Consider the following 14,538-nt stretch of genomic DNA (forward strand, 5'->3'; position numbering starts at 1 on the left):
TGTGGGTGAAAGGTTAAGGGATGTGGCAATGCGAACCTATAAATTAGTGCATCTTAATTTTTGCATGGGCGCTACGCCGGAACAAATTCGACAGCGTTAACAATGCGGTGCGGTAATAGCCGTGTATCGCCACTTGGTGCATTTTATAGAGTGACAGATAGACAATTCGGGCAATAAATCCGCCGATAGTAACTGTTCCCATCAGGTTGCCCATTAAATTACCGACTGTGGAATATTTGCCCAATGCCACTAGCGAACCGTAATCGTGATACTTATATTTTACCAGTGCAGCACCCGACAAACGGTTGACGATGGACTGGCACAAGGTTGTCGCTTGCTGGTGGGCAGCTTGCGCTCTGGGTGGCACATTGCCCTTATGTCCAGGCCAGGGACACGCGGCGCAATCGCCAATTGCAAAGATATTGTCGTCGTTGGTTTTTAGAGTTTCATCAACAACTAATTGGTTGATTTGATTGGTTTCCAGCCCATCCAGACGTTTTACCCAGTCCGGTGCTTTAATGCCTGCCGCCCATACTTTAAGGTCTGCCGGAATAGTTTCGCCATCCAGGGTTTTGATGCCTTTTTTGGTCACTTCGATCACACGACAACCCAGTTTCAGGTCAATCTCAAGCTTTGCTAACTGATCTTGTGTTGCTGTAGCGAGTTTGCTTGGCAAGGCTGGTAACAATTGCGGTGCGGCTTCAATGATGGTCAATTTGACATTACTGGATTCATTCAAGCCATAAACTGCAAGTAAATCAGTCACTTCGTGTAGCTCTGCGGATAGTTCAACGCCTGTTGCTCCGCCACCCACAATAGCAATCGAAAGTTGTTTATTCTTTGCAGCATCTGCCCCAGCATGATTCTTAATGTAGGATTCAACCAGTTGCTTTTGGAATTTGAACGCTTGTGAAGTGGTATCCAAAAACAGGCAATGTTCTTCCACCCCTTTGATACCAAAGGAATTACTGACACTGCCGATTGCCATCACCAAGGTATCGTAACTGAATGTGCGCTTTGGAATCAGCTCTTCACCGCTTTCACTTAAGGTTGGGCTGACGTAAATTTCCTTTTTCTTGCGATTGAGCCCTTCCATTTTTCCTAATCGAAAGCGGAATTTATTGCGGTACGCTTGCGCGAGATATTCGACCTGCTCAGACTCGTCCAGTGTCCCTGCGGCAACTTCGTGTAGTAGCGGCTTCCAGATATGCGTGGAAGTGCCGTCAAGCAACATGACTTCTGCCAAGCCTTTTTTGCCTAGCTTTTGCCCCAAACTGGTGGCAAGCTCCAGCCCCGCCGCACCGCCACCTACGATCACTATCTTATGTTTGTTATTATTTTCTGACAATGTACGCGCCCTCCTCTTGTTTTTGGTTGAATTTTATCACTATCAATAGGGAATAGTTGATAAAATCGGGCTTACCAAATTAAGCTAATTTCGATGCTCGCATTATTGCATCGATTCGATAATAGTTTTATGCTAAGTCCGTCAATAACATAAGGATAAGGAAAACACATGACCAACAACACATCCGCAACCGTCGCAACGCTTTGGCGTTATCCGGTTAAATCCATGATGGGAGAAGAATTGAATGGCGCTGAAATAAGTGTAGGCGGCCTTATGGGCGACCGCGCTTACGCGCTGGTTGATGTCGAAACTGGCAAAGTTGTCAGTGCAAAAAACCCCAAAAAATGGCCTGATTTCTTCACTTACCGCGCTACTTTTGCTACTCCGCCGTCGCAAGGTAGTTTGCAAGCACTTTGGATTACCTTGCCTGATGGCACGGTGTTACGTAGTGACCAAAGCGACATTAACGATAAGCTCTCACAGTTTTTAGGGCATAAGGTCGTGTTACAAACCCAATCCCACAAAGATGCCAAACTGGAACAATTTTGGCCGGAATACGAAGGCGAAGCCAATGAAGTTTCCAATGAAGCCGTCGCTGGCGATGCACCGCTAGGCACATTTTTCGACTATGCCGCATTGCATCTGTTAACCACCAGCTCCATAGCCGCCATGCAACATCATTATCCTGAAGGTCGGTTTGAAGTCCGGCGCTTTCGTCCTAACATTATGGTCGATACGTCAGGACAAGAAGGTTTCGTGGAAAATGACTGGGTAGGCAAGACCGTTAAAATTGGCGATAGCTTACGTCTGCAAATAACAGACCCTTGTCCACGCTGCGTCATGCCTACCTTAGCTCAAGGCGACTTGCCCCAAGACAATGGCATCTTCAAAAACGGCATCGCCAAAAACAAACCGATGGTGTCTTTTGCAGGTAAAGAATTGCCCAGTGTGGGTGTGTATGCGCGGGTGTTGACACCTGGCTGGGTTAAGCGAGGTGATTTGATTACCATTGAAGCTTGAATTTAGCGATGTCAGTTTGGTTGCCAAATAGCCGACAACCAAACGATCTTGCTTTATTGGGTTAACGATACCGACAGCTCCGTATTTTACCGTCAAGCAAACATCTCTCATCCGTATTCAAATACTTGCTGTTTGTCTTAACTCACGTTTAATCGTATATTACTGGGTTGTTTATATAACCCTACTTTACGAATGGATACGATCAGCATCCGTGGTGCCAGAACGCATAACCTGAAGAATATCGACCTCGACCTGCCCAGGGATAAGCTTATCGTTATCACGGGCTTGTCCGGTTCGGGGAAATCGTCGCTGGCTTTCGATACCATTTATGCCGAGGGACAGCGGCGCTATGTAGAATCTCTCTCAGCGTATGCCAGGCAATTTTTGTCACGCTTAGAAAAACCCGATGTCGATCATATCGAAGGCTTATCTCCGGCTATTTCCATTGAGCAAAAATCCACTTCCCATAATCCGCGCTCAACGGTCGGCACGATCACCGAAATTTATGATTATCTGCGTTTGTTGTATGCCCGTGCCGGTACGCCGCGCTGCCCTGAACATCAAACATCGTTAGAAGCCCAAACCATCAGCCAGATGGTTGATTCGGTTCTGGCGCAGCCGCAAGACCAGCGCTGGATGCTGCTTGCGCCGATAGTCAATGAGCGCAAAGGCGAACATCTACAATTACTGGACGATTTAAAATCGCAAGGCTTTATCAGAGCGCGGATAGATGGCGTGGTTTACGATCTGGATGATGCACCGACGCTGGATTTAAAAAAGAAACATACAATTGAGGTCATTGTTGACCGCTTTAAAATTCGCTCAGACATTGCACTACGCTTGGCGGAATCGTTTGAAACTGCTTTGCGGATTGCTGATGGCATCGCCATTGCGGTTTGCCTTGACGATAATAGTGAACATATATTTTCCGAACGCTACGCTTGTAAGCTGTGCGGTTATAGCCTGACGGAGCTTGAACCACGTATTTTCTCCTTCAATAATCCTAAAGGTGCATGTAGTAGTTGTGATGGTTTGGGAGTAAGACAGCATTTTGATCCCGAACTGATTATCCACAACCCCGATATAAGTCTTGCGGGTGGTGCAATCCGTGGCTGGGACAAACGTAATGCGTACTATTATCAGATTATCAATTCACTAGCAAAACACTACGGTTTTGATCCTGAAATGGCATTTTCCAAGCTGACTAAGGACATCCAAGCTATCATCCTTTACGGTAGTGGCAAGGAAATCATTGAATTTACCTATCTGAATACTAGCGGTACTGCAACTAAAAGACGCTATGCTTTCGAGGGTATTATCGCCAATATGGAACGGCGTTATCACGAAACCGATTCACCAATGATACGTGAAGAACTGGCAAAATATTTATCCCAAAAGCCTTGTACAGTGTGCAATGGTGCGAGGTTAAACAATTCCGCCAGGAATGTATTTATCGACGACAAACCGATACATAAGGTGACTCGCTACCCTATCCGGCAAGCGCTGGCTTTTTTCAACGAGCTGAATTTGCCTGGTAAACGCGGCGAAATATCACAAAAAATCATCAAGGAAATTAGAGAAAGGCTGGAATTTTTGGTGAATGTGGGCTTGGATTACCTGACTTTAGACCGCAGCGCCGATACGCTTTCCGGCGGTGAAGCCCAGCGTATCCGGCTTGCCAGCCAGATCGGCGCGGGCTTGGTGGGCGTTATGTACGTGCTGGACGAGCCGTCCATAGGCCTACATCAACGCGATAACCAACGCTTGTTAAACACCCTGTTCCGACTCCGTGATTTGGGCAACACGGTGATTGTTGTTGAGCATGATGAAGATGCCATACGTTCAGCCGACCATATTGTCGATATAGGCCCAGGTGCAGGCGTGCATGGCGGTTGTATCGTTGCACAAGGAACTTTTGATGATATTCTCAATAACAGTGAATCGTTAACTGGGCAATATTTATCAGGGAAGATTGGCATTGTCGTACCAAAAACCACCACGCCTATCGATACGAAAAAACAAATCACACTACGCAATGCCCACGGTAACAACCTGAAAAATGTCACTATTTCAATTCCCGTCGGCTTGTTAACCTGCGTGACGGGCGTGTCGGGATCGGGAAAATCCACCTTGGTCAATGACACGCTCTACAGCCACGCCGCCCGATTGATAAACCGTGCTGGCATCATTCCTGCACCTTGCGATGGTATTGACGGGCTGGAGCATTTTGACAAGGTGGTCGATATTGACCAAAGCCCGATTGGCCGTACGCCGCGCTCGAATCCTGCCACTTACACTGGCTTATTCACACCGATACGCGAACTGTATGCCGCCACCCATGAATCGCGTTCGCGTGGCTACACGCCGGGTCGGTTCAGCTTTAACGTCAAGGGCGGTCGCTGCGAAGCCTGTAAAGGCGATGGCGTAATCAAAGTGGAAATGCACTTCTTGCCGGATATTTACGTGCAATGCGACAGTTGCAAAGGCAAGCGTTACAACCGCGAAACCTTGGAAATCCGATATAAAGGCAAAACCATCACCCAAATCCTGGAGTTGACGGTCGAAGATGCCGCCGAATTTTTCAGCGCGGTGCCGTCCCTGTCACGTAAGCTGCAAACCTTGATGGAAGTCGGCTTAAGCTATATCACCCTAGGACAAAACGCCACCACGCTTTCTGGCGGCGAAGCGCAACGGGTTAAACTCGCCAAAGAACTATCCAAACGCGATACCGGAACAACCTTATACATTCTCGACGAACCCACAACTGGCTTGCATTTCCACGATATTAAACAATTGCTTACGGTGCTGCATAAGCTGAGAGATCACGGCAATACCGTCGTCGTCATCGAACACAATCTGGATGTCATCAAAACTGCCGATTGGGTTATTGATATGGGCCCTGAAGGCGGTGATGGTGGCGGTATGTTAGTTGCCGAAGGCACACCGAAACAAGTTTCCCAAAATCCGGCCTCCTTTACTGGGGTTTATTTGCAACGGTTTTTCTAAAATTGGCTACTGTATAGGGAATAATTTAACTAAGTTTGACAAACCATCACAATTAATTGACCATTACTGTTTTAATATGAGTGTCACGAAAGCGTTATGGAGTTGTCGGAAAGGATATTTTTTTTTATTCGCTTGTGTACTTGGCTTCCGATCTTATTAGTCCCTCACGTAAGTTTCGCCGATCTTCACGGCACTTTAACAGGCGCAACCAATTATGTAGGTCGTGGTTACACCAAAACCCAAAATGGTTATGCCATTCAGGGAAATCTTGATTATGAACATTCATCCGGCATCTATTTAGGTGCCTCTGCTTCTAATGTAGACTTCGGCGACCGCAAATTTAACGATTCCTCCACTGTCGAATTCGCACCGTATTTAGGGTACACACATAAACTGGCTGATGACTGGCGCGTTGATGTGCAGTGGACACGCTATCTTTATGACGGCAAGATTTTCGGGCGACTAGCCGATTACAACGAGTTCCATGCGTTCCTAAATTACCGCGACTTACTTACCCTGAGAGCTTCTATTTCCGATGACTTTTACAGTCAAAACAATGTGACCGGCGACTATGAACTCACCGCCAGGTATCCCCTGACTGATTATTTGGAAATATCATCCGGTGTTGGTTACAGTCAAGTTGAAGAAGTGCTGGAATATGATTATTTGTACTGGAATACCGGCATCACGGCGCGATACAAATTTATCGCAGCCGATTTGCGCTATATGCACGCGTTTGAGGCAACCACATTAGTAGAAGCAAAAGGTCCAGCAAACTGGAAGTATGATCCTGAAGTTATTCATGCCTCATTCGTATTCTCACTTTCTGTGGGATTTTAGCTTAAGCCTAAGCGAATATTGCCTTAATAACCGCACAAAAACTTGCCACATTTTATATTTCTGCCATAAAGTCTTATGAAGTAAACTGTCTTATGTTTACCGATAAGACCATAACGGAGTGTTTGATGCGTCCCCTACCCTTACTTTGCCACCTGTCCGCCGGATTAATTCTGCTAACTGCAACAGCTATAGCAACTGCGGAAGATAAATTCAAAGTCTGTGCTGACCCGCTTAATCCACCTTATTCCTCCAAAAAGAAAGATGGCTTTGAAAACAAAATTGCCGAGTTATTGGCAAAAGAGCTAAAGCAAATCGTTGAATATACCTGGTTTCCGCAACGTATAGGCTTCATCCGCAATACCTTAATGGCTCCGATAAAAGAAACGGATGTGGACAGCACCGAATTCAAATGCGATGTGGTGATGGGCTTACCTGCTGGCTACGATCTGACAGAGACCACTATTCCTTACTATCAGTCTACCTACGTGTTACTTATTGCCAAAGGTCGTGGTTGGGATGATATTGCTTTAGATGCAGCCCAGCTTACCAATGTTTCGCTAGATAGACAGGAAAAACTCAAGATCGCCATGTTTGACCAAGGTCCTGGAACAACTTGGTTGCAAAAAAGCGGTTTGCTCGACTACGGCATCCCTTACCAAAGCATGTCCGGTGATGATGAAAACAACGTCGCCATGCAGATTGCCAAAGACCTTAAGGCTAAAAAAATCGATATGGTGATTATTTGGGGACCAATGGCGGGATATATTATTTCGCAAAGCCCCAAAAACAGCTATACCGTCATTCCCATGAAATCAACCCCAGGGATGCAGTTTGATTTCCCGATGTCGATGGGCGTTAGAAAATCAGATAAACCAAGAAAAGCCGTATTGGATCAGTTGATTGTTAAAAAAGCCAAAGAAATCAAAGCAATAATCGCAAGCTATAACATTCCGTTGCTGTAAGCATTTGATTGCATTTGTATAGATACTTCCATGCTCAGTACAAAAATCAGTCAGTAACTAGACAATGCGCTTTGCTATCCAAGTTAACGCCAGCCCCTACCAATCTAATACCGGACACAGTGCCTATCAATTCATTAAGGCAGCTGTAGCGCAAGGACATGAAGTATTCAGGGTATTTTTTTACCATGAAGGCATTTATCACGCCTTCAAATACACAACGCCACCTGACGACGAACTTAATCTAACCCTGTGTTGGAGTGAATTAGCCAAGCAACATAATATTGACCTCGTGGTGTGCATTTCCGCCGCTCAAAGACGTGGCTTATTATGCAGCGATGAAGCGCAGCGGCAGGGCAAGCAAGACGATGATCTAGCGACGGAATTTCGCATTGGTGGCTTAGGACAATGGATCGAGGCACTAATAGAAGCAGACCGCGTGATTATATTTGGCTAACTTATTGAGCAAAATCGGACAAATCAAACCCGTGAAAAAAATCTTATTTGCCCTCAGAAAACCACCTCACAACGGCGCATACGTACAGGAGATGCTCGATATCATCATGACTGTGGCAGCATTCGACCAAGAAGTCAGCATCTTATTATTCGATAACGCCGTATTTCAGCTAAAAGAGCAGCAACAACCAGAACTCGCAAATTTAAAAGCGACTGCGACAATCTATAAAGCCCTGCCGCTCTACGACATCAACCAGTTATACGCAGAGACTGAATCTTTGCAAGAGCGCGGACTAAGTGTAGCTAGTTTAGCAGAATCTGTAGTAGCAATTCCAAGAGCTAAAATCGGTGACTTTTTCAAACAATTCGATCTAGTTTTAACCGGTTAGCAAACTGCAACTCAGTTAATTTGTAGGGTAAATAGTGACTAAGCTTGTATAGACTGGTAAAGTATGGATTACTCATCCATTAAAATGAGTTAACTTATTGATTTACTAAATGAATACGTGAAATACCATAACCCAAACAGTGAGGATTAACCATGAGTTTTTTTAGTTCCATTCCGCTATTATGTCTCTGACGCACAAAGTGATATAAATCATAAAGATAAGGTATACCTACCCTAGTGTTGCATTAGACTTGATTGGGAGCCCCGATGAAAAAAGCAGCCCCGAAAGGCTGCTTTGAATTGACTAAACTAATGCCTACTTAAGATTGAATTTTAGCTTTTGGCTTCGGTCCGCGCTTTAGTTGAACTCCTCCATTTAGATGTAATCTACGTGCTTTTGATCGTGCATTCTTGTGTGCGTTTGAACAAGGTTTGCACAAGGTTTGAACCACTCCGGCTATACCTGCCTTTTTATCTATATAAAAACAAGAAGTAAGCTTGGTTTCGCCGCACCCTTTACATAGCTTATATTTAAGACCATCATCACCTTCATACACCATAGCGTGATTTTTGCTCTCGTGGTACTTAACTTTTCCAGCTTTAGCCTTATCGGATTTAAATAGCTCCTTTTTGCGAATGCTTGAAGATACAAGACGTAAATTTGATAACCGTATATCAGTCTTTTCGCCATTGATGAACGCGACATCCATACCTGCAGGAATGTCGCCTTTACGCAACAACCATAACATCCGATGAACAAGCGTCTCTTTGAATATACCTATGTAAGCTCTGGTTTCACAATCGCTAAAATATCGATATCCATTTGATTTTAGGTGCCCATCATCAGACCAATCATCCCCCATATCAGGACCTCGGCTAAACTCAGACTTAGAGTCTCTAACAAGCCTAGCCGCTATGTTACAGGCTCTGCGGTCGATGCTCGCCATTATGCTTGCATCTGAGGACATAATTCCTTGCTTAACAAGAGGCATTAAGCCTGATTTGGTTTGATTAAAGATGTATGCTAAAGCTTCAGCATGGGCTCGATTGTAAAACCATTCAGTATGTCCGCTAGATACATTAAATTTTTGATAAACAACCTTAGGCTTTACGTGATGCTTTCCTGACTTTAAGCGGGCATGTAACGCCAATTCCATCGCCCTTGCCCAATCTCGGGTGGGAAACCTGAAATAAATTGATTTATCAAAGTTAATTGAGGTTGGATCTGTTACTTCAAATAACCTTTTTTCTACTTTATTAGAGATACCCGCCTTAAACATTCCTGCCGACTCACACCAAAATAGGTATAGATCCGCAGAGTCGAACTCAGGGTTAGTACAGAGAGTTAGGCCTTCATCATGCAAGCTACCTTCCGAAAACAATCCAACTATTTGATCTTGAGTCATTACAAATACCTTTCCGGGGATGAACTCCCCTAATAAAAATTAAAGAAGTTCGCCGGTATACTGGCCTTAGATTGGTATAGCTATTAAAGTAAGTGTTGGGTTGAGGTGCCTAGCTACATTTAGGTCTATAAGGTAATATCTCAGTAAATAATTGGCAGAAAAACAATAATGGCAGACCAAGCTAGCAGTCCGGTAGATAAAGCGAGTGACCTTAAGGGTTTTGCTCAGAAAGTTAGTCGCTATTTTCTAGATTTCCTTGAAACTGATTTCAAACGGCAGCAGGCTCCTCGTCGTAAGATTCAGACGAAAACAGACACGGGTTTCCGCTGCGGAGTCCATCTACGCAAATATGCGGGGCTTAACGCAGCAATCTGGAAGCTAATATCAGAACCCTCAACCGAAGGCTTCACCTTTCGCATCCCTAAAGGTCGATACACCGCACCTATAAGCCCAGTTCTACTGGATTTAATCTCTAAGCAGATTGATAGCTTGGAATTAGACTCATTTGATAGAGTTAAATCAGAAACTATAGCTTTCGCGGTTAGGAAGCGTAGTTCAGCCGTTGAAAATCCAGAGAAATACATTGAAGAAGTTCAAACGGCATTCGCTGAGTTAGTTAGCCAGTTAATCGTAGCACCTGTTTTAGCGCTACTGGATGGGCCGTTTAGACAACAGGCATACTCAGTTATTGATTCAGTATACGAACTTGAAACAGAGTTAGCCGATGTGCTGGCTGCCCCTGTTCTTGAACAACTCCCCTCCGCCTTAAACACCTTTATAGTTTCAGGCAATCAGGATCCAGCTAATCTGATTCTAAACGAGCTATTCTCTGAAAAAGAGGCAAAGCAACGAGTGAAGGATTTCTTTGAATCGTTTGCTACCGCAGATGCCTACCAAGAGGTTCGAGACCTACTAAACTATTCCCGTACTGGCGATAACTTACAGTTCTATCTTTACCTGTGTGAATTGAGATTTGGCAATGCGGCGTATCCTGTTTTTTATATCCCAGCCACAGTTACCTTAGATGATAAAAATGCAGACTTCAAGTTAGAGTTTGACCCTCATCTTTACGTCAATAAGCGTGCCATTGACTATGTATGTCAGGAACAAAAATCTACATCAGCACGCATAGCCTTAAGCCCAATCGAAGACAGGATCATTTACCTTGATGAAGGTAAGTCACTGCTAGACGCCATGGAAAAGGTGTTGATTAAAATGACGCCGGCTTTTGACTTAAGCACCTCGCTTGATTTGCGGAAAAATACACTGCAAACCGCATCGTCCGCCCTTATTAAGATGCGTAATTCAGCTTTCTTTGGCATATTCGATAAGTCCGATGAGTCCTTACTTAATGACTACGAAGAGCTGCTTACCATTGTCAACGGCGAACAAAGTGGCGTAGGTGAGCTATTCCTAAATATCATTAATGGATTTTTAAACGAGGATCCTGTCAGCTTTAAGCAACAAGTTCACGATGGGTGGGATGAATTGCCGCCTCAAGAGAGATTGGTGGCTGAAACCCCCATTCCACTTAATGAAGAACAGCGCAAAGTTCTTATGGCTATTGCGGATCCTGCTTGTAAATATATTGTGGTCCAAGGCCCTCCAGGCACGGGCAAGTCTCACACAATTACCGCCATTGCTTTTGATTGCATACTAAAAGGTCGGAACATATTAGTGCTGTCAGATAAGCAGGAAGCCCTTGATGTCGTTCAAGATAAGCTTAAACATGCACTTCAAAGCGTACGACTTGGAGATGAATTCCCAGATCCAATCCTTAGGTTAGGTCGCACCACCAGCACCTATGCAAAACTAATATCAGCATCATCTCAAGAACGTATTCAGAATCACTACCGCGCGGCTAAATCAAATAACGGTAAGTTACTGGTCCAAATAGACGAGCATAAGACTGCACTCAGTCGAAATATAACTGAGACGATGGGATGTTACGGTGGAATTTCTATTCAAGAAATTGAAGAAATGCATGAGATTGAACATGCTATTGGACTAACACACCCTAATTCGCTAGCGCTACTCCGCGAGCCTAAGCAACCGAAACTCCTAGATGATTTGGCTGCCGGGTTGGCCTTATTAACTGCTGATTTACTAAGTTTTGCGGACGGCCTCTTTGACTTATCATCAATGCCCTTATTGTTAGCTGAGCTAAAGGTCAGAGTTGCAGCTTATCGCTTGCATCCAAAAGTAACCAATGGCGATGCCTTAAAGCTATTTAGAGTCATTAATCCTAGTAACCAACAAGTGTTGCAAGGATTCATTGCGGAATATGACTCGATGCGCTGGCCTGTATTGGGATTCTTATTTACTGGATCAAAAGCACGCGCACTGAATGTGACCGTTGGACAAGCATTAGCCTGCGACCTTACGCTTGATTTACATAAAAAAACAAGCGAGCTTAGATATGTCAGTCTAACGTTATCGGATATGAATGCTGAGCTTAGCGAACTTGGTTTGCCGGTATACGCTGGATCTGATGTATATAAACTCTTACTTAAAAACAAAGATGCAGTGGATTTAAATCCATTACGTAGCTTTGTAGAGATATTTCTTCGAACGATTGATGCTGGTGAGTCTTTTGATTTGACTGGAGACAGTCTTGCCAAACTTCAAAGCTTTGCAAGGTATGCCATCTTGTGGAATAAGATTAAAGGCAAACTAGAATCAGTGCCGGTATTTGACTACGTGGGCGCTTCTGCGGAATTGGAACAGCTATACACGTCGCAATTAGCTCATGAAATTGATAAGCGCTTCTTGGATTTCACTAACAATCATCGTGCAACGGCCAAGTCGTTAGGCGCGGTTATTAAGGCTAAACAGCAATTCCCTAAAGACACGTTTGATGACTTAAAGAATGCATTCCCCTGCATCATTGCCGGCATTAGAGACTTCGCTGAATACGTTCCGCTTAAAGAAGGGATGTTTGATGTTGTCGTGATTGATGAGGGTAGTCAGGTTTCCGTGGCTCAAGCATTCCCAGCACTATTACGTGCTAAGACAGTAGTTGTATTCGGGGACCAAAAGCAGTTCTCGAACGTTAAGTCTGCTAACGCCAGCAACGAGTTGAATCAAAGATACCTGTCAGAATTGGAACAACATTTTAGACAAAATATCGGAACAGCGACCGATAAGATTCAGCGTCTAAAACAATTTGATGTTAAAAAGTCGGTGTTAGAGTTCTTTGACTTAATTGCTAACTATACGGAAATGTTGCGTAAGCACTTCCGTGGATACCAAGAACTAATAAGCTTCTCAAGCAAAACGTTCTATGGTGGTCAGCTCCAAGCTATTAAAGTTAGGGGTAAACCCATTGAAGATGTGATTAAATTTACAGTTTTAGAGTTGGACGATCGTACCGAGAAATATCGCAATATCAATACGCCTGAAGCTGAGTTTATCTTGGCACAATTAAAGGAGTTAGTTGATACCGAATCACCTCTGTCAGTGGGCATCATTACGCCATTCCGTGAGCAGCAGCAGTTGCTGACGAGAATGATGTTCTCTGATTCATATGCGGCTAAATTTGAATCAGAACTGCGGTTGAAGATTATGACGTTTGACTCGTGCCAGGGCGAAGAACGCGACATCATTTACTACTCCTTAGTGGCCACATCAAAACAAGATGGCCTAAACTACATATTCCCAGTTGAGTTAGGTAATGCTGAGGATCTCATTGAGGATAAGCTTCGGCTACAACGCCTAAATGTAGGGTTTAGCCGTGCTAAAGAGACTATCCACTTCGTGCTATCTAAACCAATCGACCAATTCAAAGGGTCAATTGGTAGAGTGTTAAATCACTACGATAACATCTTGAAAGACAAGTCACTTCCTGAAGCGGCGGATACTGATCCGGCCTCACCGATGGAGCGTAAAGTTTTAGACTGGATATCTAAGTCAGAGTTTTATCAAAAGAATAACGAAAGTGTGGAATTGATTGCACAATTCCCTATCGGTGATTATTTGCGTCAACTAGACCCGTACTATACGCAACCGGCTTATCGTTGTGATTTCCTATTGAGATACCATGCTGACGACAGCGTAATTAACATTGTGATTGAATATGATGGCTTCCAGGAGCACTTCATTGAGCGCAAGAAGGTTAATGAAGGTAACTGGGACCAGTACTACCGCCCAGAAGACATTGAGCGTCAAATGACATTGGAATCTTACGGATACAAGTTCCTTCGAATCAATAGATTCAATATGGGACAAGACCCTGTAAGTGTAATATCTGAGAGACTTTACGCTTTGGTTGTGTCTGCCTCAAAAGACGATGATGTAGCGCTTATAGCTGACATTCGAGATCAGGCGGAAAACTTAGGTGACGGATCCAGTAAGCATTGCAAAAAGTGCGACCAAGTAAAAGCTAAGGCTGAGTTTTTTGACCAAAACTTAGGTAGTGGTAAAGGTGGATTTGGACTGATATGTTTGGTCTGTAAAACTAAACCAGGCGCACCTGTTAGCCATAAGAAGAAAGCATATAGGTCATACAGTAGATTCAGATGAAAATAAGGCAGCCAAGTGGCTGCCTTATGAATTACCGTTTTACCGCATTAATAATTACCTGACCAAACACCACCATAAATACAATCGATTCTAATAGACTACGCTTAGTCTCCCAATCCATGGAACTTAGATCTATATTGAACTTGTAAATAACGCCAAGGATGCTGAGTTGTGTAATGATATTGGCGAGCAAGGTTAACAACGCACTCAGTGATGCTAGGGAAGTGAACAGCACACGACCGAAGTCCTTAACGCACGCAACCATAACCTCTAGACCAAATATCCCCATAAAAGCTAATCCAGCTAAACCTTCTAGTTTATGAGTAAGAGACGGATTCCCCAGAATTATGATTATGCTTAAAACTATATATAGGCCTAGAAAGGGCCCATATACCCTCAAGTTAGGGTCAGTTGCTACCTCGTGTTGGATAACTTGGAATTGCGAATAACTATTTTTTATTTTAGATAAGTTCATTTTTAAGTACCTTTAATTTAGTCCCTTTAAGCGAATGCTTAACTATTGACCTAATAAGTATAGGCACCTAACTCTTACCGACTTTATATAAAAATATCAGCATCTGAACATGCGTATGT

At 44.0% G+C, this 14,538-nt stretch carries 10 protein-coding genes; 7 read left to right on the forward strand and 3 right to left on the reverse strand.

All coding sequences use genetic code 11. From position 1 onward, the window contains the following. Positions 1-43: 43 nt before the first annotated feature. The gene (locus AC1YY3_RS08950) at positions 44-1,348 is read right to left on the reverse strand and encodes an NAD(P)/FAD-dependent oxidoreductase (RefSeq protein WP_481824854.1); all 1,305 of its coding nucleotides are present in this window, start codon (positions 1,346-1,348) and stop codon (positions 44-46) included. A 168-nt stretch (positions 1,349-1,516) separates the two neighbouring features. On the opposite strand from AC1YY3_RS08950, the gene AC1YY3_RS08955 reads away from it, so the two are divergent. From AC1YY3_RS08955 to tusC, 6 genes are all read left to right on the forward strand, one after another. Next, on the forward strand, positions 1,517-2,368 hold the full coding sequence (locus AC1YY3_RS08955) for an MOSC domain-containing protein (RefSeq protein ID WP_481824853.1): 852 nt from the start codon (positions 1,517-1,519) through the stop codon (positions 2,366-2,368). A gap of 192 nt (positions 2,369-2,560) precedes the next feature. Continuing rightward, positions 2,561-5,374: an excinuclease ABC subunit UvrA gene (gene uvrA, locus AC1YY3_RS08960; RefSeq protein ID WP_481824852.1), complete on the forward strand. Its 2,814-nt coding sequence runs from the start codon at positions 2,561-2,563 to the stop codon at positions 5,372-5,374. 96 nt (positions 5,375-5,470) lie between these two features. Further along, the gene (locus tag AC1YY3_RS08965) at positions 5,471-6,214 is read left to right on the forward strand and encodes a TorF family putative porin (RefSeq protein WP_482194423.1); all 744 of its coding nucleotides are present in this window, start codon (positions 5,471-5,473) and stop codon (positions 6,212-6,214) included. Positions 6,215-6,339: 125 nt separating this feature from the next. Beyond that, positions 6,340-7,176, forward strand: coding sequence for a quinoprotein dehydrogenase-associated putative ABC transporter substrate-binding protein (locus tag AC1YY3_RS08970; protein ID WP_481824850.1), 837 nt, complete (start codon positions 6,340-6,342; stop codon positions 7,174-7,176). A gap of 64 nt (positions 7,177-7,240) precedes the next feature. Then, positions 7,241-7,630, forward strand: coding sequence for a sulfurtransferase complex subunit TusD (gene tusD / locus AC1YY3_RS08975; RefSeq protein WP_481824849.1), 390 nt, complete (start codon positions 7,241-7,243; stop codon positions 7,628-7,630). 31 nt (positions 7,631-7,661) lie between these two features. Beyond that, positions 7,662-8,018: a sulfurtransferase complex subunit TusC gene (tusC, locus tag AC1YY3_RS08980; RefSeq protein WP_481824848.1), complete on the forward strand. Its 357-nt coding sequence runs from the start codon at positions 7,662-7,664 to the stop codon at positions 8,016-8,018. A 319-nt stretch (positions 8,019-8,337) separates the two neighbouring features. Here the strand turns inward: tusC and AC1YY3_RS08985 are convergent, their stop codons facing one another. Continuing rightward, positions 8,338-9,423 (reverse strand): HNH endonuclease, encoded by a 1,086-nt coding sequence (locus AC1YY3_RS08985; RefSeq protein WP_482194424.1) that lies wholly within the window; start codon positions 9,421-9,423, stop codon positions 8,338-8,340. Between the two features lie 168 nt (positions 9,424-9,591). Here AC1YY3_RS08985 and AC1YY3_RS08990 point away from each other — a divergent pair, with 168 nt between their 5' ends. Then, entirely contained in the window at positions 9,592-13,944 is a 4,353-nt protein-coding gene (locus AC1YY3_RS08990) for an AAA domain-containing protein (RefSeq protein ID WP_482194425.1), read from the forward strand. A gap of 31 nt (positions 13,945-13,975) precedes the next feature. Here AC1YY3_RS08990 and AC1YY3_RS08995 read toward each other — a convergent pair whose 3' ends face one another. Continuing rightward, positions 13,976-14,419, reverse strand: coding sequence for a hypothetical protein (locus tag AC1YY3_RS08995; RefSeq protein ID WP_482194426.1), 444 nt, complete (start codon positions 14,417-14,419; stop codon positions 13,976-13,978). Positions 14,420-14,538: the final 119 nt, after the last annotated feature.

This window comes from Methyloglobulus sp. (assembly GCF_964779595.1).

Coding starts and splice junctions, on each gene's coding strand:
- AC1YY3_RS08955 (WP_481824853.1), top strand. CDS start 1,517: ATGACCAACAACACATCCGCAACCGTCGCAACGCTTTGGCGTTATCCG.
- uvrA (WP_481824852.1), top strand. CDS start 2,561: ATGGATACGATCAGCATCCGTGGTGCCAGAACGCATAACCTGAAGAAT.
- AC1YY3_RS08965 (WP_482194423.1), top strand. CDS start 5,471: ATGGAGTTGTCGGAAAGGATATTTTTTTTTATTCGCTTGTGTACTTGG.
- AC1YY3_RS08995 (WP_482194426.1), bottom strand. CDS start 14,419: ATGAACTTATCTAAAATAAAAAATAGTTATTCGCAATTCCAAGTTATC.
- AC1YY3_RS08990 (WP_482194425.1), top strand. CDS start 9,592: ATGGCAGACCAAGCTAGCAGTCCGGTAGATAAAGCGAGTGACCTTAAG.
- AC1YY3_RS08985 (WP_482194424.1), bottom strand. CDS start 9,423: ATGACTCAAGATCAAATAGTTGGATTGTTTTCGGAAGGTAGCTTGCAT.
- tusD (WP_481824849.1), top strand. CDS start 7,241: ATGCGCTTTGCTATCCAAGTTAACGCCAGCCCCTACCAATCTAATACC.
- AC1YY3_RS08970 (WP_481824850.1), top strand. CDS start 6,340: ATGCGTCCCCTACCCTTACTTTGCCACCTGTCCGCCGGATTAATTCTG.